23 protein-coding genes, 1 tRNA gene and 1 pseudogene are annotated in these 26,789 nt (G+C 42.3%); 22 read left to right on the top strand and 3 right to left on the bottom strand.

Annotation, left to right across the window (positions count from 1 at the left end):
* Nucleotides 1-28: 28 nt before the first annotated feature.
* The 10 genes from ACWPUA_RS06765 (at nt 29) to ACWPUA_RS06720 (ending at nt 10,534) form a co-directional block, all read left to right on the top strand.
* Entirely contained in the window at nt 29-661 is a 633-nt protein-coding gene (locus ACWPUA_RS06765) for an HI_0552 family protein (RefSeq protein WP_454379995.1), read from the top strand.
* A gap of 131 nt (nt 662-792) precedes the next feature.
* On the top strand, nt 793-1,656 hold the full coding sequence (locus ACWPUA_RS06760) for an L-ribulose-5-phosphate 3-epimerase (RefSeq protein WP_454379993.1): 864 nt from the start codon (nt 793-795) through the stop codon (nt 1,654-1,656).
* Nucleotides 1,656-2,366, top strand: a complete 711-nt coding sequence (locus ACWPUA_RS06755) for an L-ribulose-5-phosphate 4-epimerase (protein ID WP_454379991.1) — start codon at nt 1,656-1,658, stop codon at nt 2,364-2,366. The genes ACWPUA_RS06760 and ACWPUA_RS06755 overlap by 1 nt, the downstream gene beginning before the upstream one ends.
* Nucleotides 2,367-2,474: 108 nt before the next feature.
* Nucleotides 2,475-3,458, top strand: coding sequence for a LacI family DNA-binding transcriptional regulator (locus ACWPUA_RS06750; protein WP_454379989.1), 984 nt, complete (start codon nt 2,475-2,477; stop codon nt 3,456-3,458).
* A gap of 245 nt (nt 3,459-3,703) precedes the next feature.
* Nucleotides 3,704-4,735 carry a hypothetical protein gene (locus tag ACWPUA_RS06745; RefSeq protein WP_454379987.1) on the top strand — a complete coding sequence of 344 codons (1,032 nt, stop codon included), beginning with the start codon at nt 3,704-3,706 and terminating at the stop codon, nt 4,733-4,735.
* Nucleotides 4,728-5,684, top strand: coding sequence for a 2-hydroxyacid dehydrogenase family protein (locus ACWPUA_RS06740; RefSeq protein ID WP_454379985.1), 957 nt, complete (start codon nt 4,728-4,730; stop codon nt 5,682-5,684). The genes ACWPUA_RS06745 and ACWPUA_RS06740 overlap by 8 nt, the downstream gene beginning before the upstream one ends.
* A 23-nt stretch (nt 5,685-5,707) precedes the next feature.
* Nucleotides 5,708-7,159, top strand: a complete 1,452-nt coding sequence (locus ACWPUA_RS06735; protein ID WP_454379983.1) for a PTS galactitol transporter subunit IIC — start codon at nt 5,708-5,710, stop codon at nt 7,157-7,159.
* A 33-nt stretch (nt 7,160-7,192) separates the two neighbouring features.
* The gene (locus ACWPUA_RS06730; RefSeq protein ID WP_032907832.1) at nt 7,193-8,182 is read left to right on the top strand and encodes an amidohydrolase family protein; all 990 of its coding nucleotides are present in this window, start codon (nt 7,193-7,195) and stop codon (nt 8,180-8,182) included.
* 75 nt (nt 8,183-8,257) lie between these two features.
* Nucleotides 8,258-9,781 (top strand): FGGY-family carbohydrate kinase, encoded by a 1,524-nt coding sequence (locus ACWPUA_RS06725; RefSeq protein WP_454379981.1) that lies wholly within the window; start codon nt 8,258-8,260, stop codon nt 9,779-9,781.
* Between the two features lie 9 nt (nt 9,782-9,790).
* Nucleotides 9,791-10,534 (top strand): sugar phosphate isomerase/epimerase family protein, encoded by a 744-nt coding sequence (locus ACWPUA_RS06720; protein ID WP_454379979.1) that lies wholly within the window; start codon nt 9,791-9,793, stop codon nt 10,532-10,534.
* 28 nt (nt 10,535-10,562) lie between these two features.
* On the opposite strand, the gene ACWPUA_RS06715 is transcribed toward ACWPUA_RS06720, so the two are convergent.
* Entirely contained in the window at nt 10,563-10,751 is a 189-nt protein-coding gene (locus ACWPUA_RS06715) for a DapH/DapD/GlmU-related protein (RefSeq protein WP_454380097.1), read from the bottom strand.
* Between the two features lie 84 nt (nt 10,752-10,835).
* Complete coding sequence (locus ACWPUA_RS06710; RefSeq protein ID WP_454379977.1) at nt 10,836-11,150, bottom strand: maltose acetyltransferase domain-containing protein; 315 nt, start codon at nt 11,148-11,150, stop codon at nt 10,836-10,838.
* Between the two features lie 141 nt (nt 11,151-11,291).
* On the opposite strand from ACWPUA_RS06710, the gene ACWPUA_RS06705 reads away from it, so the two are divergent.
* The 9 genes and pseudogenes from ACWPUA_RS06705 (at nt 11,292) to gap (ending at nt 22,675) form a co-directional block, all read left to right on the top strand.
* Nucleotides 11,292-12,953, top strand: coding sequence for a BglG family transcription antiterminator (locus tag ACWPUA_RS06705; protein WP_454379975.1), 1,662 nt, complete (start codon nt 11,292-11,294; stop codon nt 12,951-12,953).
* A gap of 335 nt (nt 12,954-13,288) precedes the next feature.
* A complete protein-coding gene (locus tag ACWPUA_RS06700) occupies nt 13,289-13,741 on the top strand; it encodes a CPBP family intramembrane glutamic endopeptidase (RefSeq protein WP_454379973.1) in 453 nt (150 codons plus the stop codon).
* A 190-nt stretch (nt 13,742-13,931) separates the two neighbouring features.
* Nucleotides 13,932-14,987 (top strand): annotated as a pseudogene (gene ulaG / locus ACWPUA_RS06695) (L-ascorbate 6-phosphate lactonase).
* Nucleotides 14,988-15,100: 113 nt separating this feature from the next.
* Complete coding sequence (gene tkt, locus ACWPUA_RS06690; protein WP_454379971.1) at nt 15,101-17,077, top strand: transketolase; 1,977 nt, start codon at nt 15,101-15,103, stop codon at nt 17,075-17,077.
* Between the two features lie 115 nt (nt 17,078-17,192).
* The gene (gene yajC, locus ACWPUA_RS06685; protein WP_036756187.1) at nt 17,193-17,513 is read left to right on the top strand and encodes a preprotein translocase subunit YajC; all 321 of its coding nucleotides are present in this window, start codon (nt 17,193-17,195) and stop codon (nt 17,511-17,513) included.
* Between the two features lie 48 nt (nt 17,514-17,561).
* Nucleotides 17,562-17,999: a low molecular weight protein-tyrosine-phosphatase gene (locus ACWPUA_RS06680; RefSeq protein ID WP_006153398.1), complete on the top strand. Its 438-nt coding sequence runs from the start codon at nt 17,562-17,564 to the stop codon at nt 17,997-17,999.
* Complete coding sequence (locus ACWPUA_RS06675; RefSeq protein ID WP_036756184.1) at nt 17,992-18,405, top strand: MORN repeat-containing protein; 414 nt, start codon at nt 17,992-17,994, stop codon at nt 18,403-18,405. Before ACWPUA_RS06680 ends, ACWPUA_RS06675 begins: the two co-directional genes overlap by 8 nt.
* 299 nt (nt 18,406-18,704) lie before the next feature.
* The gene (gene adhE / locus ACWPUA_RS06670; RefSeq protein WP_247913026.1) at nt 18,705-21,356 is read left to right on the top strand and encodes a bifunctional acetaldehyde-CoA/alcohol dehydrogenase; all 2,652 of its coding nucleotides are present in this window, start codon (nt 18,705-18,707) and stop codon (nt 21,354-21,356) included.
* 308 nt (nt 21,357-21,664) lie between these two features.
* The gene (gene gap / locus ACWPUA_RS06665) at nt 21,665-22,675 is read left to right on the top strand and encodes a type I glyceraldehyde-3-phosphate dehydrogenase (RefSeq protein ID WP_004251141.1); all 1,011 of its coding nucleotides are present in this window, start codon (nt 21,665-21,667) and stop codon (nt 22,673-22,675) included.
* A 66-nt stretch (nt 22,676-22,741) separates the two neighbouring features.
* On the opposite strand, the gene ACWPUA_RS06660 is transcribed toward gap, so the two are convergent.
* Entirely contained in the window at nt 22,742-23,617 is an 876-nt protein-coding gene (locus tag ACWPUA_RS06660; protein ID WP_454379967.1) for an RluA family pseudouridine synthase, read from the bottom strand.
* Nucleotides 23,618-23,705: 88 nt separating this feature from the next.
* Here ACWPUA_RS06660 and pbp2a point away from each other — a divergent pair, with 88 nt between their 5' ends.
* The 3 genes from pbp2a (at nt 23,706) to ACWPUA_RS06645 (ending at nt 26,734) form a co-directional block, all read left to right on the top strand.
* On the top strand, nt 23,706-25,931 hold the full coding sequence (gene pbp2a / locus ACWPUA_RS06655; protein ID WP_454379965.1) for a penicillin-binding protein PBP2A: 2,226 nt from the start codon (nt 23,706-23,708) through the stop codon (nt 25,929-25,931).
* 185 nt (nt 25,932-26,116) lie between these two features.
* Nucleotides 26,117-26,596: a sigma-70 family RNA polymerase sigma factor gene (locus ACWPUA_RS06650; RefSeq protein WP_454379963.1), complete on the top strand. Its 480-nt coding sequence runs from the start codon at nt 26,117-26,119 to the stop codon at nt 26,594-26,596.
* Between the two features lie 66 nt (nt 26,597-26,662).
* A tRNA-Glu gene (locus tag ACWPUA_RS06645) sits at nt 26,663-26,734 on the top strand.
* The last annotated feature ends 55 nt before the right edge of the window (nt 26,735-26,789 follow it).

Genomic DNA, 26,789 nt, shown 5'->3' with positions numbered 1-26,789 from the left:
ATTTTTTTCTAACTAAAGAAGGAATAAAATGAAAGAAATCAAGGACTATCTTGCTTATCAAGGGGAACAGTACCGGAATCCCGAAAAAGCAGGGGCTGAAAAAGATAAAATGCTAGACCTGCGTCAAAAAGGGCAGGAAGCGCGAAAGGCATTTACTCGCCTAGCGGAATGTTTTCAAGCTAGGCATTCCGATTGGAATTTACACCCCACCAGTCAATGGATGAATCAAGCGCAGAGATTACGACCACATTTCTGGGTTTATTTACAGAGAGAGGGACATGTAACAGAGCCCATGATGGCTCTTCGTTTGTATGGAAATCAGAATAATTGGGGAATCTCTATAGAAGTCAGTTTTGTAGAGAGAAAAAAAGATGAGCAAACTTTAGGCAAGCAGGCCAAGGTCCTAGAAGTTCCAGTGGTAGAAGGGATTTATTTTTTAGTATACTCAGATGGAGAAAGTCAAAAGATGAAGGCTAACGAAGAAAATCGTCGTACTTTACGCGAGAAGGTGAGAAGTCAGGAAGTCCGAAAAGTTTTAGTGAAGGCAGATGTTCCTGTGACTGCAAATTCATCTGAAGAAGAAATCGTAGAAGGTCTATTGAAATCTTATGCTAAAATTCTTCCCTATTATCTAGCTACGAGAAAATTAGATAATCCGTAAAATATCATAAATCATACAGTCCAAGAGTGAACAGTCCGCTGTGTAATTCTTGGTCTTTTTGTTTCCGTTTTCACATTATATAATATAGGAGAACAATTAAAGACGAAATTCGTCGAATTTGGGGGTAGGCTATGACACGTCCGATTGGAATTTACGAAAAGGCGACGCCCAAGCACTTCACTTGGAAAGAACGCTTGGAGTTTGCCAAGGAGCTGGGCTTTGACTTTGTTGAAATGTCAGTCGATGAAAGCGATGCTCGCTTAGCGCGCTTGGAATGGAGTAAGGAAGAACGCTTTGAAGTGGTCAAGGCTGTTTATGAAACGGGTGTCCGCATTCCGACTATCTGCTTTTCTGGGCACCGCCGCTATCCGCTAGGGTCAAACAATCCAGCCCTAGAAGCCAAGTCGCTGGAAACCATGAAGCAATGTATCGAGTTGGCGCAGGATTTGGGTGTGCGGGTCATTCAGCTGGCGGGCTATGATGTCTACTATGAGGAAAAATCGCCAGAAACACGAGCTCGCTTCCTCAAAAATCTACGTAAGGCTTGTAATTGGGCGGAGCAAGCGCAGGTTATTCTTGCGATTGAGATTATGGATGACCCATTTATCAATAGTATCGAAAAATACCTGGCTGTTGAAAAGGCTATCAACTCGCCTTATCTCTTTGTCTATCCAGACACAGGTAATCTCTCAGCTTGGCACAATGACCTCTATAGTGAGTTTGTTATCGGGCACCAGGCCCTGGCGGCTCTGCATCTCAAGGATACCTATCCTGTGACTGAGCAGTCCAAGGGGCAATTCCGCGATGTGCCTTTTGGTCAAGGTTGTGTCAACTGGGAAGATACTTTCAGAATTTTAAAAGAAACCAATTATCAAGGGCCGTTTTTGATTGAAATGTGGTCTGAAAATTGTCCAACAGTAGAGGAAACCAAGGCGGCTATCAAAGAAGCCCAAGATTTCCTTTATCCACTCATTGAGAAAGCGGGGTTAAACTAATGCTGTTACCAGAATTAAGAGAGCGCGTTTACAAGGCTAATTGTGACCTGCCAAAACATGGCTTGGTTAAGTTTACTTGGGGAAATGTCTCTGCGGTGGACCGCGAAGCGGGCTTAATTGTCATCAAACCGAGCGGTGTGGACTACGATAAGCTTAGTCCGGAAAATATGGTTGTGACCGACTTGGACGGCAATATCGTTGAAGGCGACCTCAATCCGTCATCTGACTTGCCTACCCACGTGGAGCTCTACAAGGCTTTCCCAAAAATCGGTGGCGTTGTTCACACGCACTCAACGGAAGCGGTTGGCTGGGCACAGGCTGGGCGCGATATTCCATTTTACGGAACTACGCATGCGGATTATTTCTATGGTCCTATTCCAGCGGCACGTTCATTGACAGAAAGCGAAATCAACACGGCCTACGAAAAAGAAACAGGCACCGTGATTATTGAAACCTTCCGCGAACGTCAGATTGACCCAATGGCAGTGCCAGGTGTCACTGTGCGCAACCACGGTCCCTTTACTTGGGGTAAGACGCCAGAAGCTGCGGTTTACCACAGCGTTGTCTTGGAAGAAGTTGCCAAAATGGCGCGCTTCACCGAGCAAATCAAACCCGATGTTAAAGAAGCACCAAAATACCTCATGGACAAACACTACCTCCGCAAACACGGACCGAACGCTTACTATGGGCAAAAAGGCGCTAGTCATTAAAAAAACAAAGAGCAGTCCCAGGGATTGCTTTTTTGTGTTGGTTTTAAGTGGCATCTTGATTTTTAAAGTGATATAATAAATGCAATTTGATGAGTTAGAAAGAACAAAATGACAAAAAAAGTAACAATCAATGATATTGCTAGCTTGGTTGGGGTGTCCAAGGCGACGATTTCCTATTACTTAAATGGAAATATGCGGAAAATGTCTTTGGAGACGAGGGAGAAAATCCGGCTGGCCATTGAAGAAACGCGCTATCAACCCAACAAAATGGCGCAGAGTTTGGTGACCAGAGACACCAAGACGATTGGCGTTGTGATTGCGGATATCACCAACCCCTTCATTTCCTCAGTTATCAAAGGAATTCATGACACTTGCAAGAAATACGGCTACACGGTTAACTTTACCAATTCGGACAATGACCAGCTGATTGAGCAGGAAAATATCGAGCGACTTCAGCAGCAGAATGTCTCAGGGATTATTCTCGATACGGTGGATGCCAATTCGCCCTTGATTCAAAAGCTGAGTAAGAAGCGGACGGTTCTAGTGGACAGGCAATCGAGAGAAGTGACGCTGGACACGGTTGTATCTAATAATCGTGACTCGACCAAGGCTTTTTTGGCAGAAATGAAGAAGGCAGGCTATGAAGACATTTACTTTGTCACCTTTCCGATTGAGGGGATTTCGACGAGGGAAATGCGTTATCAGGGCTTTAAAGAAGAGGTTTCGGCTGACCCAGAGAAACTTTTGGTTTTGGGACAAGACGGGACAGCTCAAAAAATTCTTCAGTTGATTGAACAAAGGCAAGAAAAAATCGCTTTTTTCACCATGAACGGCCCAGCCCTGCTTGATTTTATGAAAATCTTGAACAAGACCGACTACAGCTATCCCCGTGATTTTGGTCTGGGTTCCTACGAGGATTTGGAATGGATGGAGGTTTTAAATCCGAATGTGTCCTGTATTCGCCAAGATTCTTATAAAATTGGTCAAGAGGCAGCAGAACATCTAATCAAAAAATTAAGAGGAGAGCTAGCAGCGGAACCTGCTCAACTCCTTGTCGTTCCTAGCTTTACAGTTCTTAGAAGCTCTTTTTAGAAATGAAGTATCCGCGCGAGTGGATACTTTTTTTAAAAAATTTTTTGAAACCGCTTGCAATTATAAAGAGAATAGTGTATACTGTAATAGTAGAAAAGTGAAACGGTTAACCGTAATTAAAGCACTATTTTATAAGGGAAACGTAGTTCACTTTTATTTTTTTGAAAATGAGTTAACCGCTTCACCTGGAGTTTGAAAATAATTTCGCAGTGAAAGGTTGATTGCTCGTCTAGAAAGGAGACCTAGTGAATAGTAAAACAATATTAAGCGACCCCTTGGATGCCTGCTATGCCGTTGCAAGGTTGACCGATAGCGCTAACGACTATCTTTTGGTGGCTTCGGAGACCGAAAATGCCTGCTTGGCCTATGATGTCAATCGCGATTTCGCAAGGACGGTGGTTTGGAGCGAGGTTGGTGGCACCATGTCCATTATCCAAGTGCCAGGAACGTTGGATTTCTTGGCAACCCAGCGCTTTTATCCCGGTTTTGATGCCAAGGATTGCCGGATTGTACACGGACAGTTCGAGGGCGAGGGCAAGTGGACAATCACGGAAGTGGGGGCTTTTCCTTATCTGCATCGCTTTGATTTAGTTGACAATGAGCGTGGAGCTATTCTTTTTATCGGTTGTACGATTGCCAATTCCAAGCAGTTTGTCGAGGACTGGTCGGATGACGGGAAAATTTTTGTTGGTCATTTTGATAAACAGGTAAGGCAACTGACAAGTGTAGAAGAATTGCCTCTACGGCTCAAGAAAAATCACGGTTACTATCCTGTTCACGCGGAGCATTACTCGCTTATCACAGCGGTGGAAGGGATTTATCGTTTGGACTATCCACAAGGTGTGTCTGACTGGACTTTGATCCAGCTCTTTGATGAAGAAACGAGCGATATTGTGCAGTTGGACATGGACGGTGACGGTCGTCTGGAAAATATGATTATCCAGGCTTTCCATGGCGATAGCTTGCGAATTTTGTCAGAAGATTTTAAGGAGGAATTATTTGCTTATCCAGAAGCGACGCCTTTTGGGCACGCTATCTGGTCGGGGACTTTACTCGGTCAGCCAACCTTTGTGTTTGGCTGGCGCTCAGGGAAGAAGCACTTGCTTGCTTTCACCTATGAAAATGGACGTTTTCTGGAACACATGATTGCTCCAGAAGTTGCTTCTAGCAACTGTTTGGCTTTTGAAAAAGCTGGGAAATCCTATATCTTTTCGGCGAATAATGGGAAAAATACAGTTGCTCTTTACGAACTACAAAAGGAGGAAAAGAATGCCTAAGAAGAAAGTTCTTGTGACGGGAATTGTGCCTAAGGAAGGCTTGGTCAAGCTAATGGAAAAGTACGATGTGACCTACTCAGACGGGGAGCCGTTTTCACGCGACTATGTGCTGGAACACTTGCCTGAGTACGACGCTTGGCTCTTAATGGGGCAAAAAGGGGACAAGGAAATGATCGATGCGGGGAAAAACTTGCAAATTATCTCTCTTAATGCGGTTGGTTTTGACCATGTGGACATCGAATACGCCAAACAAAAAGGGATTGTGGTCTCCAATTCGCCGCAAGCCGTGCGGGTACCGACAGCTGAAATGACTTTTGCCCTTCTCTTAGCCGCTACTAAACGTTTAGCCTTCTATGACAAGATTGTCCGTACAGGAAACTGGATTGACCCAAGCGAAAGACGCTATCAAGGGCTGACACTTGAGGGCGCAACGCTTGGTATCTACGGTATGGGGCGTATTGGTTCAACTGTGGCTGGCTTCGCCAAGGCTTTTGGGATGAAAGTGCTCTATCACGACCTCTATCGATTGCCAGAGGAGAGGGAAAAAGAATTGGGCGTTAGCTATGTGGAATTTGATGATTTGGTTGAGAAGGCTGATGTCATTACCATTCATGCTCCGTCTCTACCTTCCACTCACCACAAATTTAACAAAGAAGTGTTCAAGAAAATGAAGAACAGAAGCTATCTAATCAATGCTGCGCGTGGTCCGATTGTGTCTGAAGAAGACCTGATTGAAGCGCTTAAAACTGGAGAGATAGCGGGAGCTGGTTTGGATGTCTTTGAGTTTGAGCCAGAAGTTTCTGAAGAGCTTCGCACTTTGGACAATGTTATCATGGCGCCGCATGCAGGAACGGGAACGATTGAAGGTCGCCGTACCTTGGCAGCAGAAGCCGCAGCGAATATTCTTTCCTTCTTCGAAGGGAACCCTGTCAATATCGTAAACAAATAAAATAAAGGAAAAAGGGTAAAACTATGCTAGAAGCCTTACAAAAATTTTTCGATGTTTTTGGTGCAACAATCGTTGTGCCAGTAATGATTCTTATTGTTAGTCTGTTCTTGAAAGTCAGTCCCAAGCGCGCTTTTTTCAGTGCCCTGCGCGCGGGGGTTGGTTTGACAGGATTTGGCTGGGTCATCTCTGCTTTTACACCGCTGGTAACCAAGTACATCCAGCAAATGGTTGACACGGCAGGGTTCAATTTGCCTATCGTTGACATCGGTTGGCAAACGGGTTCTCTGACTGCCTTCTCTTCTTCAATCGGTCTGTCCTTCTTCGTTTTTGGTCTGCTGATTGAGTTGCTTCTTTTCCTTTTTGGGATTACGCGGGTCTTTGTACCGTCCAATCTCTGGAATAACTTCGGTTACATGATTTGGGGAACCATGGCTTATGCGGCAACAGGAAACTTTATCCTCTCATTTGCTTTCATGGTCTTTGTCCTTCTTTACTCACTGATTATGTCAGAAGTGCTAGCAGAGCGTTGGTCAGAATACTACGGAGTCAAAAATGCAACAATCAACTCTATTCACAATATCGAAACCTTGATTCCAGCTTTAGTATTGGATCCGCTGTGGAACCTTATCGGTATCAACAAGGTCAAACTCAATCCAGAATCGCTGAAAACCAAGCTGGGAATTTTCGGAGAACCCATGACTCTCGGTTTCTTGCTGGGGATGATTATCGGGATTCTCGGTAGCTTGAAAAATCTGGCGAGTTTGGAAGCCTGGGGTGGCATTCTAGGTTTTGCTATGTCACTTGCAGCCGTTATGACCATTTTCCCCTTGATTACGGGCGTATTTGCAAGCGCTTTCGGACCTCTGGCTGAAGCGGTCGAAAAGAACAAGAAAAAAGAAAGCGAAGAAGAAAACGGACTGGCAGACAAGAAACGTTGGTTTATCGCAGTGGATGACGGAGTTGGTTTTGGTGAACCTGCCACTATCATTGCGGGGCTCATTCTGGTGCCAATCATGGTCTTGATTTCCTTGATTTTGCCGGGCAACCGCGCGCTTCCAGTCGTTGACTTGATTGCTATTCCCTTTATGATTGAAGCCATGATCGCCGTATCAAAAGGAAATATCCTCAAAGCGATCCTAAACGGAATCGTTTGGTTTTCACTGGGACTTTATGCGGCTAGCGCCCTCGGTCCAATTTATACGGAAGCTGTGCAGCAATATGGATCGGTCTTGCCAGCAGGAGTGGTCTTGATTATGAGTTTTAATCTTTTGGCTCACCCTTTGACGGGTCTCGTCTTCTTTGCTTGGATTTCGGGCAATCCGCTTTGGATTGGTGTGACGATTGCTGTTTACCTAGTATCTCTTTTCTTCCTACGGACAAAACGCGAGTCTATCTACGCTTATTTGCGGAAAATGGCAGATAAAAATAGTGGCTTTGAAGGAAGTAAAGAAAAGATTATGATTAGCGAAGACTAATGAATAACAGATTTGAATTTGGAGGACTGTATCATGAAAAAAATTGACGGACATGCACATATTTTAAATACTATTGCTGGTTTTAATGGCAAGGGCAGACTGAATGCTCTGGGCAATGGCTATGCCATTTGGGACGACGGTGAATTGATTAAGCTCATTCCAGACGGCTATGGCGACAAGGACTTTACAGCAGAGGCTTTCTTGAAGTACATGGATGCCAATGATATTGAGAAAGCGGTGATTTTGCAAGGCCACTTGAATGGCTATCAAAACTACTATACTCATCTGGCGATTAAGCGCTACCCAGACCGCTTTACAGGCGCATTTTCGGTGGATCCATTTGCTGAAAATGCCATGCAGATTGTTCGCCGTCATGTAGAAGAGCTGGGCTTTAGAGCACTCAAATTTGAAATCAGCCAAGGTGGTGGTATCCACGGCTATCGTGGACAGAAGACACCTTTCCGCTTGGATAGCGACCCGCATGTCAGCTTGATTTTGAGCTACTTGCTGGATTATCCAGGCTTCGTTATCACTGTGGACTATGGCAACTTTGACCAAATCAGCCACCAGCCGGATGCTATTGCCAATCTTGCTCGTTTGCACCCAAGCCTTGACTTTGTTGTCTGCCATTTGTCATTCCCGCATGCAGATACACCAAATCGTCTGCGGGCGGAACTCAGCATGTGGAAAGATTTACCAAACATCTACACAGATATTTCTGCTATCCAAGATATTGACCGTCCAGATACTTTCCCATTCCCTAAATCTGAAAAGAATGTTCGGATTGCTAAGGAAGTGCTGGGAGCGAAGCGCATCATCTGGGGCACAGATTCGCCTTGGTCAGCTACTTTTAACACTTATGAAGAGTTGGCAACTTGGCTGGAGCACGTGGATATTTTCACGCCAGAAGAGCTAGAAGATGTCCTCTACAATAATGCAGAGCGCGTTTACTTTAAGCCGTCGGCTGTTCAAGCAAACCGTGAAGCAGTTGATGCAGCGACTAAGGAATTAGGCTTGTACTAAAGCCGCATATGCTTGTTCATAAAGAAGCTGTGAGGCAATCTCAGCTTCTTTTATACTTGAAATCGGAGGAGAAAAATGAAATATTTTTTAAGTATCGATTATGGGGGCACTAATACCAAGGCAATCGTATTTGATGAAGAAGGGCGGCAATTAGGGCAGTCTGCTTTTAGTACCAAGAAGATTGAGGAAAAAGCAGGCTATCGCGAAGTGGATTTGAAAGAGACCTGGCAGGGGATTCGTCAGGCTATGAGGCAAGCTGTCAAAAATGCCCAGCTTAAGGCAGAAGACATCAGCGCTCTTGCCTGTATTGGTCATGGGAAAGGCCTCTATCTGCTGGACAAAAACGGTCAGGAATTTACGCGCGGTATCTTGTCTACAGATGAGCGAGCGGTCGAGCTGGCTCAAGAATTTGAGGAGCGGCTAGACGAAATCTGGGACTTGACGCACCAGCATGTTGTTGCCGTGCAAAATCCCGTTTTGCTTCGCTGGCTCAAAGAGTATGAACCAGAGATTTACCAGAATATTGGGGCAATTCTGTCGGCCAAGGACTATGTCCGCTTCAAGCTGACTGGGCGTATTCAGCAAGAGATTGGAGATGCTTCGGGCAATCACTGGATTAACTTCCAGACGGGCACTTACGACAAAAGAATTACGGCTTTCTTTGGTATTGAAGAAATGTACGAGTTTTTGGCGCCCCAAGTGGACTATGCAGAGTTTGTTGGTGGCTTGACCCAAGAAGCTGCCGCAGCAACGGGACTTCTTGCAGGAACGCCTGTGGTTGGTGGGCTCTTTGATATTGATGCTTGCGCAATCGGCTCTGGCGTCTTAGACGCCAACACTTTTAGCGTGATTTCAGGCACTTGGAATATCAATACTTATCCCAGCAAGACGGCAGTCAGCCAAGATAGCGGCTTGATGCACTCTTATTTTCCCAATCGCGATTTTTTGATAGAGGCAGGCAGCCCAACTTCGGCGGGTAATTTGGATGCTATGATAAAAATGCTAATGATGGAGGAAATCCAAAATCTCAAGGCTTCAAATTCCTCTATTTACGATGTACTGGAAGTGTTTTTGCAGGAGACGGACGCTTCTTACAGCAAGATTCTCTTTTTCCCTTTTCTTTATGGCAACAATATCAGCAGAGCTGCTGAGGCTTGTTTCTTTGGTCTGACAACCCAGTCCAGCAAGTCAGAGATGATTCGGGCGGTTTATGAGGGGATTGTCTATGCGCACAAGCAGCATATCGATGATTTGCTAGCGACGGTTGAGCAAAGACCGCGCGCTTTGCGCTTGTCAGGCGGTGCGACAAATTCGCCAGCTTGGATGCAGATGTTCGCTGATATTTTAAATATCCCAGTAGAGACGGTTGAAGCGCCAGAATTGGGTGGTCTGGGCGGTGCCATTGCTTGCTTGCAAGCGGTGGATGATTTGAGTCTAGAAGAAGCTGTCGAAAAAATGGTTCGGGTCAAGGATCGCTTTGAGCCTCAGGCTAAGGAACATGAGCTTTACCAAAGGAAATATCGCGTTTACCAAAGTTTGCTCGCAGCCATGGAGCCTGCTTGGGCAGAGCTTTGTCAGCTACGGACGACATTAGAATAGAGGGTTAGGATGAAAATAAAGCGAGAAGAATTGATTATCAACACGATTGCTTTTAAGGAAGAATTAGACAGGGGAGTCAAGCAAGAAGATTTGCTAGAAAGCGTCAAAGATCTAGGACTTTCAAGGGTTGAAATTCGGCGAGAGTTTTTAGGGGATATTGATGTAGAGTTAAAAAACATCAGAAAAAAAGCCGACCAGCTAGGGCTGTCGCTCTTTTACAGTGTCAATGAGGATTTTGTCATAGGAGATAGGGTCAATCCGAAACTTAAGGCTTTGCGGCAGGAAGCGGAGCTCATGGGCGCTCCCTTTGTCAAATTAAACACGGGCGATGCCGGTCAGATTTCGGTAGCTTCTTTGGCAGAGTTGGCGCCTAGTTTTCAATCATCTGTCGGACTTAAGCTGGAAAATAACCAAGACCCTCTTTATGCCAGTATCAAGAATTGCCGTTTGATGATGAACAAGGTCAGCGCAGCAGACCTGCCTATTGCTTTCGTCTTTGACCTTGGCAACTGGGCTTGGCTGGGAGAAGATATAGAGCAGGCTTTTGCTAGCTTGGCAGAAGTTACCGATTACCTCCACTGCAAAAATTACCGTCATGTAAATGGTCAAGTGGAGATTGCTAGTTTATTTGAGGGTGAGTTAGATATTCCTAGCCTCATGAAGCGCTTTAGACATGTGCGCTATCTTGCCCTAGAATATCCGACTTCCTTGGAAAACTTAGAAGCAGACATAGCGCGGCTACTGGAAAAATAAAACTGAGATAGGTTCACCTACCTCAGTTTTATGGTTGATAATTGCTTTTGTCTTGGTCAGTGATTGGTCGAATGACGCGGCAAAGAACGCCAACCACCACAACATTAGCTGAGGTGTCCTTGGTCACGACGCTCCCTGAGCCAATGACACTATTGTCTCCAATCGTCACGCCTTGATTGACATGAAGGCCAGCACCTAGCCAGACATTGTCGCCAATCTTAATCGGCTTGGAATAGCACCCCCCCTGACTACGCTCCCAAGCATCTAGAGCATGATTGGACGTGTAGAGTCCGACGCGCGGTCAAAAAAGGACATTGTCACCAATCTCAATACCGCCACCGTCCAGCATAACACAGTCAAAATTTGCATAAAAATTATCCCCGATGCTGATATTGTAGCTGAACTCACAACGAAAAGTCGGCTCAAAAAGGGCATTTTTCCCGACAGATTTAAGCACTTCTTTTAAAATAGCCTGCCGCTCGCTAGCAGGCTGTCTAAAACTGGCATTGTAGCGGTTGGTCATAAAGACCGTTTTTTCGCGTGCTTCGACCAACTCGGGAGTCAAGTCATTGTACATGGCACCCGAAAGAATATGCTGTTGTTCTTCAATATTCATGGAGAGCACATTTTTTCTTTTATTATAACATGCAAGGGAGTGGGAAACAAGACTTTCCAAGTAGCTGAAAAATCCTTCATCTTTCAATTTTGTAAGCGGTCGTGATATACTAGAAAGGAAGTTTAAAGGAAAGAAAAGCAAATGATTTATTTAGATAAAAGTAGCTCTGTCTTGCTCAACTATCTTTTGCAGTTGATAGAGCCTGAAACAATTATGGCGATTTCTCGTGCCACAGGGCAATCGCGCCGCAAAATTTATTATCATTTAGAAAAAATAAACGACGCTTTGCCTCAAGGAGTTAACAAGATTGTCAGCCGGCCGCGGGTCGGACTGGTTTTGACAGCGGAACAACGAGAGGCTTGTGACGCCTTGCTTGAAAGCGTGGATGCTCACAGCTATGTCATGAGTATGGAAGAGCGCATGCAGCTGATGATTCTCTTTATCTGTGTCTTGAAAGAGCGCGTGACGATTGAAAAGCTCATGGATTTGACCAAGGTGTCGCGTAATACAGTGCTCAAAGACCTTAACACCATTCGTAGCCAGCTGACGGTCGAGCAGTATCAGATTAGTCTCATTACAACCAAGTCGCAGGGCTATGTTCTCAAATGCCACCCGCTCAATAAAGTCCAGTACGTTCACGCTCTATTGACCACGATTTTTTCTGAGGGCAATAGCGGTTTTATGCGGATTTTGGGAAGTAAAATCAAGCAGTTTGTGGAGGAAGATGTGCTGCTATCCGAGGAATTACAAATTTTTCTCAACCAGCAGGTGCATTTTATCGAGCAGGACTTGGGCAAGAAAATCAATCGCTATGAAATCGAGTTTATGCTCAAGGTTCTGCCTTATCTGCTGCTGTCCTACCGTAATATGACCTTGAGCGAGCAGGAGAGGGACGATTTGTACCGCGAGTTTTCTCTTATTCGTAAGCGCGTGGAATACAGCACGGCTAAGAAACTTCAGACTTTGCTGGACGAAAAATTGGGCTTGAGTTTGGATGAGATTGAGCTGTCTTGGATTGCGGTTTTGTTGCTTTCTCATCGAAAAGACCAGGATTTACATGCAACTAGTGAAGATTTCGCGGATTTGCAACGGGCCATTGACAATTTTATCTGGGATTTTGAAGCGCATTCTCCCTATGAGCTGGAAAATCGTGACGATCTGATTCGCAATCTCATGACTCACTGTAAGGCGCTTTTGTTCCGCAAAACTTACGGCATTTTGTCCAAAAATCCACTGACACGGCACATTCTGCAAAAGTATCCTGAGCTTTATCACTATACCGAGCAGAGCGTGGGGATTTTGGAGGAGGCCTGGCTCATTTCGCTGACGCGAGGCGAGATTGCCTACTTGGCTATGCACCTAGGTGGTGCTTTGAAGCCGCAGGCGACGAGGCCCAAGGAGGTCAAGCAGATTTACATTGTCTGCGATGAGGGGGTAGCAGTCCAGCGCTTCTTGCTCAAACAGTGCCAGTATTATTTTCCGCATGACTATATCCGCGCGGTCTTTACCAGTGAGCAATTTAAGAGCGTGGAAGACCTGCTGGAAGTAGATTTGCTGATTGTGACCAGCGACGGGCTTAGCAGTAGATTTCCGCTGGTGCAGGTCAATCCTATTTTTGACTATGAAGACGTGGTCAAGCTCAACAGCTTTATCAAGTATCGCCTGACAGCCAGTCAGCACAGCGATTTCAGAAGTGAGCTAGAGCGGCTTTTGGGGCATTATCTTGTCAATAGCGAAGAAGCCAAGGAACTCCAGTACCAAATCGAAAACCTGGTCGAAAAGCAGATTTTGACTGGAAATTAGCCTGATTTTACCAGTCCACGAACAAAAATATACATTTTGATGGCTTGTGTTTTAATTTTCTGAAAAATCTGTTATTTTATTTTGCATATGAAAAGAAAAATCAACCAATATATCTATCCAATTATTTTACTTTTTCTAGTAAAGATGTTAATAACCGTCTGGGTTGAAGTTTTTTAAACGGTAGGAAAGTAAAAGTATACAGCGATTTGGAAATGACGATTTATTTGTCTGCTTTGCTAATTACGATTGTCTGTTCAATTTTTGCTATTTGACACTGGGGTGATAAATATATCTTTAAATTTTCTAAAATAAAACTGTCTTATATTCTAGTAACAGTGGGACTTTATTATTTACTTCAGTATTTTAACGAGCAGTATTGGAAATGGTTTCCTAATTACGTTACGACAAATCAACAAGGCTTAGATGATATTAGATATGCGCAACCTAGCACATTTGTATTGGGCAGTCACTTGTTCGTGATGTCTATTTTGAGCCCTGTTCGTGAGGAGTTGGTTTTTCGTGGAGCTATTATGACCAGTTATTTCAGGAATTCCCAATATTTCTTGGATGTTCTTGTTTCGGCAGCAACCTTTGGTATTTTTTACATTATAGGCTTTCCTTGGTCTTGGATTGATTTTTTCTTTTATGCAATGGCTGATGCTGTGATAGGTTTTATTTTTCGCTACACCAAGTCGATTTACTACCCTTTGGCTTTCTATATTTTTTGGAATACAGCTAATCATTGGAGTGAGATTTGGAGTTTCATCTATTTGAATATTCTCAATTAAACTACATCCGCAAGTCCAAACTTGCGGGTGTTTTTATCAAAAAATAAAGTCCAATCTTGAACACTGGCTTGTGTTTTATTTGGTCTTTTTTTCTTTGCCGTCAAGGGCTATACTGAGAGAGTAGATTAAAATTCGTTTGGAGGAGGAGCCATTCATGCCTAACGTAAAAGATTTTACTAGAGAATCTTAGATTCTCTCAACTTTCCCAGAGTGGGAACTTAGATCAATGAGGAAATCGAAGAAGAAGTAGTGCCAGCAGGCAACTTTGCCATGTGGTGACTAGGAAACTGTGGTACTTGGATTAAAACACCAGATGGTGCTAACGTTGTCATGGACCTTTGGTCAAACCGTGGAAAATCAACTAAAAAAGTGAAAGATATGGTTCGTGGACACCAAATGGCCAATATGGGAGGTGTTCGTAAATTGCAATCAAACTTGCGTGTTTAGCCAATGGTTATCGATCCATTTGCTATCAACGAGCTAAACTACTATTTGGTTTCACATTTCCACAGTGATCATATCGATCCTTATACAGCTGCAGCAATTCTTAACAATCCCTAAGTTAGAGCATGTTAAGTTTATCGGCTCTTACCATTGTGGACGAATCTGGGAAGGCTGGGGTGTTCCAAAAGAACGTATCATCGTTGTCAAACCAGGCGACACTATCGAACTAAAAGACATGAAGATTCATTCAGTAGAATCATTTGACCGTACTTGCTTGGTAACTATACCAGTGAATGGTGCTGATGAGACAGGCGGTGAACTTGCTGGCTTAGCTGTTACAGATGAAGAGATGGCTCAAAAAGTTGTTAATTATGTCTTTGAAACACCAGGTGGAACTATTTATCATGGTGCAGATTCTCACTTCTCAAACTACTTTGCGAAACATGGTAAAGACTTCAAAATTGATATTGCTTTGAATAACTATGGTGAAAATCCAGTCGGTATCCAAGATAAAATGACATCTATAGACCTTCTTCGTATGGCAGAAAATCTACGTGCCAAAGTTATTATTCCAGTTCACTATGATATCTGGTCTAACTTCATGGCTTCTACTAATGAAATCCTAGAACTTTGGAAAATGAGAAAAGATCGTTCGCAATACGATTTCCATCTATTTATCTGGGAAGTTGGTGGGAAGTACACTTATCCTCAATATCAACACTCAGTAGAATACCATCATCCACGTGGTTTCGACGATTATTTTGAACAAGACTCTAATATTCAATTTAAAGCTTTTCTCTAATATAAAAATATTCTTTGGAGGTTATCCGTATGTTGCATGATACGGATAATTTTCATATAATAGTAAAATAGAATGTGTGATTCAATAATCACCTTAAATAGAAAGGAAATTCTATGTCAAATCTATCTGTTAATGCTATTCGTTTCTTAGGTATTGACGCTATTAATAAAGCTAATTCAGGTCACCCAGGGGTGGTTATGGGTGCAGCTCCGATGGCTTACAACCTTTTCACTAAAGAACTTCGTATCAATCCAGCTCAACCAAACTGGATCAACCGCGACCGTTTTATTCTTTCAGCGGGTCACGGATCAATGCTTCTCTATGCCCTTCTTCACCTTTCTGGATTTGAAGATGTGAGCATGGATGAAGTGAAGAGTTTCCGTCAATGGGGATCTAAAACTCCAGGTCACCCAGAATTTGGTCATACAGCAGGGGTTGATGCAACAACAGGTCCTCTAGGACAAGGGATTGCGACTGCGACAGGTTTTGCACAAGCAGAACGTTTCCTTGCAGCCAAGTATAACCGCGAAGGTTATAACATCTTTGATCACTACACATATGTTATCTGTGGAGATGGTGACTTGATGGAAGGTGTCTCAAGTGAAGCCGCTTCTTATGCAGGTTTGCAGAAACTTGACAAATTGGTTGTTCTCTATGATTCAAATGATATCAACTTGGACGGTGAGACAAAAGATTCATTCACAGAGAGTGTTCGCGATCGTTACAATGCTTACGGTTGGCATACAGCCTTGGTTGAAGATGGGACAGACTTAGAAGCTATTCAAGCAGCTATTGAAGAAGCTAAGGCTTCAGGGAAACCATCTTTGATTGAAGTGAAAACTGTTATTGGTTATGGTTCCCCAAACAAACAAGGAACTAATGCCGTACACGGTGCTCCTCTTGGTGCAGACGAAACGGCTGCAACTCGTCAAGCCCTTGGTTGGGACTATGAACCATTTGAAATCCCAGCAGAAGTTTATGCTGATTTCAAAGAAAATGTTGCAGACCGAGGTGCATCAGCATATGAAGCATGGACAAAACTAGTTGCAGACTATAAAGAAGCTTACCCAGAGCTTGCTGCAGAAGTGGAAGCAATCATCGACGGACGCGATCCAGTTGAATTGACTCCAGAAGACTTCCCAGCTTTAGAAAATGGCTTCTCTCAAGCAACTCGTAACTCAAGCCAAGATGCTTTAAATGTAGTGGCTGCTAAATTGCCGACCTTCCTTGGCGGATCAGCTGACCTTGCTCATTCAAATATGACTTACATCAAAACGGACGGACTTCAGGACGATGCCAATCGCTTGAACCGTAATATCCAATTTGGTGTTCGTGAATTTGCAATGGGTACTGTCTTGAACGGAATGGCTCTTCACGGTGGACTTCGAGTTTACGGTGGAACTTTCTTCGTATTCTCAGACTATCTTAAAGCAGCAGTTCGTTTATCAGCTCTACAAGGTCTTCCTGTAACCTATGTCTTTACTCACGATTCAATCGCAGTTGGTGAAGATGGACCAACTCATGAACCAATCGAGCACTTGGCAGGACTTCGTGCGATTCCAAACCTTAATGTTTTCCGCCCAGCAGATGCGCGTGAAACTCAAGCAGCTTGGTACCTCGCAGTGAAGAGTGAGAAAACACCAACTGCCCTTGTCTTGACTCGTCAAAACTTGACTGTTGAGGAAGGAACTGACTTCAATAAGGTTGCGAAAGGTGCTTACGTTGTATATGAAAATGCAGCAGACTTTGACACGATCTTGATTGCAACAGGTTCAGAAGTGAATCTAGCTGTTGCAGCTGCTAAAGAATTGGCAAGTCAAGGTGGAAAAGTTCGCGTAGTTAGCATGCCATCTACGGATGTCTTTGATACACAAGATGCCGCATACAAAGAAGAAATCCTACCAAATGCAGTTCGTCGTCGTGTGGCGGTTGAAATGGGAGCGACTCAAAACTGGTACAAATACGTTGGTCTTGATGGAGCAGTTCTCGGTATTGATACCTTTGGAGCATCTGCCCCAGCTTCAAAAGTGTTGGCAGAGTATGGATTTACAGTTGAAAACCTAGTAGAACTTGTAAACAACTTGAAATAAGAAAAATCAGAGCTTTGCTCTGGTTTTTTATTGACTTAAAACTAAGGTGCAATCTTGTAAAAAATAGTGAAATTTGATATAGTAGTTTTATCTGAATTACAAAGGAGAAAATACAATGAATGCAAATTTAACATTTGTGATTATGCTTGTAGGGATGTTCGCCTTGATGTTCTTTATGCAACGTTCTCAAAAGAAACAAGCGCAAAAGCGTATGGAGAGTCTCAATAAACTTCAAAAAGGCTATGAAGTCATTACTATCGGTGGTTTATACGGTACAGTTGATGAAGTTGATACCGAAAACAGAACGATCGTACTTGATGTAGACGGAGTTTACTTGACTTTTGAACTTGGAGCTATCAAATCTGTCTTGCCACTTAAAGAGGCTGTTACATCAGAAGGTACAGTTGTCGATGGTGAAAGCGCGATTGAAGAATAAAACGGGGTGGATCTCATACCCCTTTTTCTATGAATATGGGGAACAATAATGAAGAAAGTTGTTTTTGTATGTCTTGGTAATATTTGCCGTAGTCCTATGGCAGAATTTGTTATGAAATCTTTAACCGATGATTATGAGATTGAAAGTAGAGCAACTTCTTCTTGGGAACATGGCAATCCAATTCACAAAGGAACCCAGAAAATTTTTAAAGCTCACGAGATTCCTTACGATTCATCAAAAACATCACAGCAAATTTCTAAGGATGATTTTGAATATTTTGATTATGTCATTGGGATGGACGAGTCGAATCTTCTAGATTTGACTCGAATGTGTCCTCAAGACCAACAACACAAGCTAGAGGCATTTGCTTCTGAGGGTGTTCCTGATCCATGGTATACAGGTGATTTTGATGAAACTTACGATCGAGTTTTAACTGGTTGCCAAGCTTGGCTAACACGTTTAGAAAATGAGGCAAAAAATGGATAATTTAAAGAAATTCTATGATAAGTACAGTGTCTATATAACGCGTCCTCGTTTGGAAATTGCAACAGTAGTAGTCATAGCTCTTTGTGCTATATTTGTATTTGTCGGGAATATGCCTAAGCAAGGAGTTTTGAAACTGGATGGCGATTCACTTGTATATGACGGAAGTATTGTTCGTGGGAAGATGAACGGCCAAGGAACAATGACCTTCTCAAATGGTGACACTTATACTGGTGAATTTAAAAATGGAGCATTTAACGGTAAAGGAACCTACCAAGCTAAAGAAGGCTGGGTTTATGAAGGTGACTTTGTTAATGGCCAAGCTGAAGGAAAAGGAAAACTGACTACAGAGCAAGAAGTTGTCTATGAAGGTGACTTTAAACAAGGGCTCTTCCAACAAGCACAATAACCTCCTCTTAGAGGGGGTAATATACCGCGCCTATAGAAAGCGCTTACATGGAAATTAAGACGCCTTTCAATACCTTTTTACAATGAAGTTTGTGAAAAATAAAAGTTTTACGAGATTATTCACAAAGTATAAGCAAAAAAGTGTATGGGTAGGGCTGTGCAAAATTATTTTCACAAGCGAATAAAAAAAGTTTGTGAAATTTCTATGAAACTGTTTACAAATCTTGAAAAAAGAGTTATAATAAGATTGTGAAAAAATTAACAAAGGACTTACAATCCTTGAAAGCTATGGAGGAAAATATGGCTGATAAAAAAACTGTAACACCAGAGGAAAAGAAACTCGCTGCTGAAAAGCATGTCGATGGTTTGGTGCAAAAAGCTTTGGTTGCCCTTGAAGAAATGCGTAAACTCGACCAAGATCAAGTCGATTATATCGTAGCAAAAGCTTCAGTTGCAGCACTTGATGCTCACGGAGAATTGGCTTTACATGCCTTTGAAGAAACAGGACGTGGAGTATTTGAAGATAAAGCGACTAAGAACTTGTTTGCCTGTGAGCACGTAGTAAACAACATGCGCCACACTAAAACAGTTGGTGTTATTGAAGAAGACGACGTGACAGGATTGACTCTTATTGCTGAACCGGTTGGTGTTGTTTGTGGTATCACTCCAACAACAAATCCTACTTCAACAGCAATCTTTAAAGCTTTGATTTCATTGAAGACTCGTAATCCTATTGTCTTTGCATTCCACCCATCAGCTCAAGAATCATCAGCTCACGCTGCTCAAATCGTGCGTGATGCAGCGATTAAAGCAGGAGCTCCTGAAAACTGTGTACAGTGGATTACTGAACCATCTATGGAAGCAACTAGCGCATTGATGAACCACGAAGGTATTGCAACAATCCTTGCAACAGGTGGGAATGCCATGGTTAAAGCTGCATACTCATGTGGTAAACCAGCTCTTGGGGTAGGTGCCGGAAACGTTCCAGCTTATGTTGAAAAATCAGCTAACATTCGCCAAGCTGCTCACGATATCGTCATGTCTAAATCATTTGATAATGGTATGGTCTGTGCATCTGAACAAGCGGTTATTATTGATAAAGAAATTTATGATGAATTTGTAGCAGAGTTCAAATCTTACCACACTTACTTTGTAAACAAAAAAGAAAAAGCTCTTCTTGAAGAGTTCTGCTTCGGCGTGAAAGCAAACAGCAAAAACTGTGCTGGTGCAAAATTGAACGCTGACATCGTTGGTAAACCAGCAACTTGGATCGCAGAACAAGCAGGATTTACTGTTCCAGAAGGAACAAACATTCTTGCTGCAGAATGTAAAGAAGTTGGCGAAAACGAGCCGTTGACTCGTGAAAAATTATCACCAGTTATCGCAGTTTTGAAATCTGAAAGCCGTGAAGATGGTATTTCTAAAGCTCGTCAAATGGTTGAATTTAACGGTCTTGGACACTCAGCTGCCATCCATACTGCTGATGAAGAACTGACTAAAGAATTTGGTAAAGCTGTTAAAGCTATTCGTGTTATCTGTAACTCACCTTCTACTTTCGGTGGTATCGGGGATGTTTATAATGCCTTCTTGCCATCATTAACACTCGGATGTGGTTCTTACGGACGTAACTCAGTTGGGGATAACGTTAGCGCCATTAACCTCTTGAATATCAAAAAAGTCGGAAGACGGAGAAATAACATGCAATGGATGAAACTTCCTTCAAAAACATACTTTGAACGTGATTCAATTCAATACCTTCAAAAATGTCGTGACGTTGAGCGTGTCATGATCGTTACTGACCACGCTATGGTAGAGCTTGGCTTCCTTGATCGTATCATCGAGCAACTTGACCTTCGTCGCAATAAGGTTGTTTACCAAATCTTTGCAGATGTAGAACCAGATCCAGATATCACTACAGTTGAACGTGGTACTGAGATTATGCGTTCCTTCAAACCAGATACAATCATCGCTCTTGGTGGTGGATCACCAATGGATGCTGCTAAAGTAATGTGGCTCTTCTACGAACAACCAGAAGTGGACTTCCGTGATCTTGTACAAAAATTCATGGATATCCGTAAACGTGCCTTCAAATTCCCATTACTTGGTAAGAAGACTAAATTCATCGCTATCCCAACTACATCTGGTACAGGATCTGAAGTAACTCCATTTGCCGTTATCTCTGATAAAGCAAACAACCGTAAATACCCAATCGCTGACTACTCATTGACACCAACCGTGGCAATCGTAGACCCTGCCTTGGTATTGACAGTTCCTGGATTTGTTGCTGCTGATACTGGTATGGACGTATTGACTCACGCAACTGAAGCTTACGTATCACAAATGGCTAGCGACTACACTGATGGTCTTGCTCTTCAAGCGATCAAACTCGTATTTGAAAACCTTGAAAGCTCAGTTAAGAATGCAGACTTCCACTCACGTGAGAAAATGCATAACGCTTCAACTATTGCTGGTATGGCCTTTGCTAATGCCTTCCTAGGTATTTCTCACTCAATGGCTCACAAGATTGGTGCACAATTCCACACAGTTCACGGACGTACAAATGCAATCTTGCTTCCATACGTTATCCGTTACAATGGTACACGCCCAGCTAAGACAGCTACATGGCCTAAGTACAACTACTACCGTGCAGATGAAAAATATCAAGATATCGCACGTATGCTTGGACTTCCAGCTTCTACTCCAGAAGAAGGAGTTGCATCTTATGCTAAAGCTGTTTACGAACTCGGTGAGCGCGTAGGTATCGAAATGAACTTCAAAGCACAAGGTGTTGACGAGAAAGAATGGAAAGAACATTCACGTGAATTGGCCTTCCTTGCTTATGAAGATCAATGTTCACCTGCAAACCCACGTCTTCCAATGGTTGACCATATGCAAGAAATCATCGAAGATGCTTACTATGGTTACAAAGAAAGACCAGGACGTCTTAAATAATTGATTATCAGTCAGAGACAGGAGGTATCCTGTCTCTTTTTATAGTTTTCAAAATAGAAGAGGTTAAAAGTTTAACAAAAAAGTTTAGTAAATAACTATAAAGATGCATGTTGATAGACTTTTGACAAAGGGAATTTATATAAAATTGTGTATCTAGAAAGTAGAAAACTGAAGTGAAAATCAACGTCAGCGCTTGCAATAAAACTAAAATAGTTATATAATAGGTTTGTTGAAAGGTGATTTGTAGTGATTCAAGTTACTCTTTTCACAATAAAATTTTCATGATTTTCATAAGGAGGAAATCACTAATGGTAGTTAAAGTTGGTATTAACGGTTTCGGTCGTATCGGTCGTCTTGCTTTCCGTCGTATCCAAAACGTAGAAGGTGTTGAAGTTACTCGCATCAACGACCTTACAGATCCAGTTATGCTTGCACACTTGTTGAAATATGACACAACTCAAGGTCGTTTCGACGGTACTGTGGAAGTTAAAGAAGGTGGATTCGAAGTTAACGGTAAATTCGTTAAAGTTTCTGCTGAACGTGATCCAGAACAAATCGACTGGGCTAACGACGGTGTAGAAATCGTTCTTGAAGCAACTGGTTTCTTTGCTAAGAAAGAAGCTGCTGAAAAACACTTGCATGCAGGTGGCGCTAAGAAAGTTGTTATCACTGCTCCTGGTGGAAACGATGTTAAAACAGTTGTATTTAACACTAACCACGACGTTCTTGATGGTACTGAAACAGTTATCTCAGGTGCTTCATGTACTACAAACTGCTTGGCTCCAATGGCTAAAGCTCTTCAAGATAACTTCGGTGTTGTAGAAGGATTGATGACTACTATCCACGCTTACACTGGTGACCAAATGATCCTTGACGGACCACACCGTGGTGGTGACCTTCGTCGTGCTCGCGCTGGTGCTGCAAACATCGTTCCTAACTCAACTGGTGCTGCTAAAGCTATCGGTCTTGTAATTCCAGAATTGAATGGTAAACTTGACGGATCTGCACAACGCGTTCCAACTCCAACTGGATCAGTTACTGAATTGGTAGCTGTTCTTGAAAAGAACGTTACTGTTGACGAAGTGAACGCAGCTATGAAAGCAGCCTCAAACGAATCATACGGTTACACAGAAGATCCAATCGTATCTTCAGATATCGTAGGTATGTCATACGGTTCATTGTTTGACGCAACTCAAACTAAAGTTCTTGACGTTGACGGTAAACAATTGGTTAAAGTTGTATCATGGTACGACAACGAAATGTCATACACTGCACAACTTGTACGTACTCTTGAATACTTCGCAAAAATTGCTAAATAATTTCTGAGTCGAAAAAGCAAGACCAATCGGTCTTGCTTTTTGTATCTATAAAAATGGATGATTTTATCATCCATTTTGTTTTAATTCTCTTTCAAATGTATCTGAGAGTGCAGTAAAGCTTAATTGTTTTAAAGTCAGAGGGTGGATGAAGGATAGTTTAAATGCGTGCAGCATTAGTCTCTTGTCTTTTGAGTGTGGGTTGTAGAGAGGGTCTCCGAGGATTGGATGTCCGTGGTGAGATAGGTGAACTCGGATCTGATGGGTTCGTCCAGTTTTTAATTTGCAACGAACGAGACTAGTTTTGTTTTGAAATTGTTTTAACCGAGTTACGTGGGTTTCGGCGTATTGACCATTTTTTTGATCCACAACTCTTTTTCTACGATCGTGGCGATTGCGACCTATTTTATCACGGAAAATCAAGTCCTTAGCCCCTAATCTTCCATCAACCAGAGCCCAGTATTCTCGAGAAATCTCTTTCTTTTCTAATAAGCGATTAAGGATAGGAAGAATGAATGGATTCTTAGCAAACAGTACGAGACCACTTGTTTCCATATCTAGTCTATGAACAACATAGCAGGTTTGGCCGGCATAGGCGCTGACATGATTGAGAAGAGCTATCTCATCTGGCTGATTTCCATGTGTCTTCATACCCTCGGGTTTATTGACGATAATTAGATGTTGGTCTTGATAGACTTCTTCGACAAGTTTGGGATTTCCCCATAGAATTTTTTTTGTAGGATAATCTTCCTCGTCGAAAATCAATTGGCACTCATCTCCAGCCTTGACCGTTTGATGCCAGTGGACTTCTTCTTGATTAATGAGGATGTGTTTCTTGATTCTCAAAAAGTGCCTTATTTTTCTAGGTATTAACAGCTGTTCTTCTAGGAAGAACTTGACCGTCATTTTGGGTAGAGAGTTGGGGATCGTAAAGGTAAATTTCATACTGATATTGTAACAAAAATCAATTTATTTGGACAGGGGAACTAGCAAAATTCTTGTCTTCCTATGGGGAAGATGATAAAATATACGCATGAAATTAGATACCTTATTTGAAAAATTTCTTTCTTTATTTAAGAAAGAAGAATCTGAAATTGAAGAAACAGAAATGAATGAAGTCAAACAAGAAGAAAATGTGTCGAGCAACTTACGACGTTCAAGAGCAGGTCGAAAGAAATCTGGGGCAGTTGGTCCTATTCGAAAATTTTGGCGTCGCTACCATTTGACAAAAATCTTTTTGATTCTTGGGCTCAGTGCTAGCTTGTTTGTTGGGGTCTATTTGTTTGCTCTAGCAAAATCGACAAATGTTACCGACTTACAAAACGCTTTAAAAACTCGCACTCTGATTTTTGACAGAGAGGAAAAAGAAGCAGGCGCCCTGTCAGGTCAAAAAGGCACCTATGTCGAACTTTCGGACATCAGTGAAGATTTACAAAATGCTGTCATTGCTACCGAGGATAGAAGTTTCTATAAGAACGATGGTATTAACTATGCTCGTTTTTTCCTAGCGATAGTGACGGCTGGACGCTCAGGTGGTGGTTCTACAATTACTCAGCAGTTGGCGAAGAATGCCTATCTTTCTCAAGACCAAACTGTTCAGAGAAAGGCAAAAGAATTCTTTCTAGCTTTAGAGCTAACTAAAAAGTATAGCAAGAAAGAAATTCTGGCTATGTACTTGAACAATGCCTACTTCGGAAATGGAGTTTGGGGTGTTGAAGATGCAAGTAAAAAATACTTTGGGGTTTCAGCTTCTCAACTGACGCTTGATGAAGCTGCAACTTTAGCCGGAATGCTCAAAGGGCCAGAATTGTATAACCCTTTGAATTCTATTGAAGATTCTACTAATCGTAGAGACACCGTTCTACAAAACATGGTCGCTGCTGGCTATATTGATAAAGACAAAGAAGCGGAAGCTTCGGGTGTTGATATGGCCTCTCAACTGCAAGATGCTTATGAAGGTAAAGTTTCAGACTACCGATATCCATCCTATTTTGATGCTGTTGTTAATGAAGCAATTGAAAAGTATAATTTAACTGAAGAAGAAATTGTGAACAACGGCTATCGTATATATACGGAATTAGATCAGAATTACCAGGCTAATATGCAGGTCATTTATGAAAACACAGACCTCTTTCCAACCGCAGAAGATGGAACTCATGCCGAGTCAGGCAGTGTTGCTCTAGAGCCAAAAACAGGAGGAGTTCGAGGAGTTGTTGGTCGTGTAGCAGGAGATGATAAAGCCGGCTTCCGAAATTTCAACTATGCAACTCAATCAAAAAGAAGCCCGGGTTCAACTATTAAGCCCTTAGTTGTCTATACCCCAGCAGTAGAAGCTGGTTGGGCTCTAAATAAAGAGTTGGACAATCATACTATGGAGTATGGTGATTACAAGGTAGATAACTACGCAGGAATCAAAACATCTCCAGAAGTTCCAATGTACCAAGCTTTAGCTGAATCCCTAAACCTTCCTGCAGTAGCCACGGTTAAGGAACTTGGTATTGACAAGGCTTTTGAATCAGGCGAAAGATTCGGGCTTAACTTAACCAATGTAGATCGTGTATTGGGTGTTGCACTGGGTGGTGGTGTAGAAACTAGTCCACTGCAAATGGCGCAAGCTTATGCAGCATTTGCAAACGAAGGTTTGATGCCTGAAGCACATTTCATTACACGTATTGAAAATGCAAGTGGTCAAGTCATTGCTACTCATAAGAATTCTCAAAAACGAGTGATAGATAAATCCGTAGCGGATAAAATGACTAGCATGATGCTAGGGACATTCACAAACGGTACAGGTATAAGTTCATCACCAGATGGTTATGTTATGGCCGGGAAAACAGGTACAACAGAAGCAGCCTTCAACCCGGTGTATACGAGTGACCAGTGGGTTATCGGCTATACGCCAGATGTAGTCATTAGTCATTGGCTTGGTTTCCCAACGACCGATGAAAATCATTATCTAGCAGGCTCGACATCGAATGGCGCCGCTCATATTTTTAGAAGTATGGCAGAAACAATTCTTCCTTATACACCAGGAAGTACATTTACAGTTGAAAATGCCTATAAAATAAATGGGATTGCTCCTGAAAATGTTCCGAATCAGTCAACTGACAATGGTGGTGGGCAGTCAACTGACTCTATAAATGATATCCAAAGTAGAGCTCAGAACCTTATTGATGAGGCAGAAAAAGCTATTTCAGATGCAAAAATTAAAGAAAAAGCAAAAACCGTCTGGGATACAATTGTAGATTTGTTCCAATAAATTTTTTAAAAGACAAGAGCATAACTCTTGTCTCTTTTTATATCCTAAAAAGTCTAAAAAGATATCCCAACGAAATATCAAAGATTCAAAAAAATAAAAATCAGGCAAGATAAATAACAAAATAGAAGAAATGTCATAATTCGTCTCTACATCTGCTATACTAATGGCAGAAAAGGAGAACAACTATGTTAGACATGAATTACCACGAAGTAAAAGCTATTGTACATAAGTGTAGAAAAGAATACTACCTTCATTTATGGGAAAAAGAAGATTGGGATCAAGAGGGAATGATTTGCCTACATGAATTATTAGAAAATCACCCTGATTTTAAGGAAAATAAAAATAAGGAATTCTATACCTACTTCAAAACAAAGTTTCGAAATCGAATTTTGGATGCAGTCAGGAAACAAGAAAGTTACAAAAGAAGATTGGATCGACAAGCTTATGAAGAAGTGAGCGAGATTAGCCATCGCTTAGGCGAAGGGGGGCTGTTGATAGATGAGTCTTACGCATTAGAAGAAGTGCTTAAAGAGTATCGAGCAGGATTAGGGAAAGAAAAATTGGAGTTGTTTGAACGATTGTTAGCTGATGAGCGATTCAAAGGAAGAAAAGCAATGTTGAAAGAACTAAAGCAGGTGCTAAGAGATTTTTCTCCAAAAAGATAAAAAAATAAATCCAATATCTTGACAAGGCAGAAAAAGTGGGTATAATAGAAAGAGTTAAAAAGCTCAGGTCCGTTGGTCAAGGGGTTAAGACACCGCCTTTTCACGGCGGTAACACGGGTTCGAATCCCGTACGGACTATGGGTGTATCGCGGTTGATGGAAATAGGAATTAAAAAAAGTTAAAAAAACCTGTT

The organism is Streptococcus sp. Marseille-Q6504 (assembly GCF_965111625.1).
The sequence above is the reverse complement of the archived record's forward strand: the minus strand, read 5'-3'. Positions and strand labels throughout refer to the sequence as shown.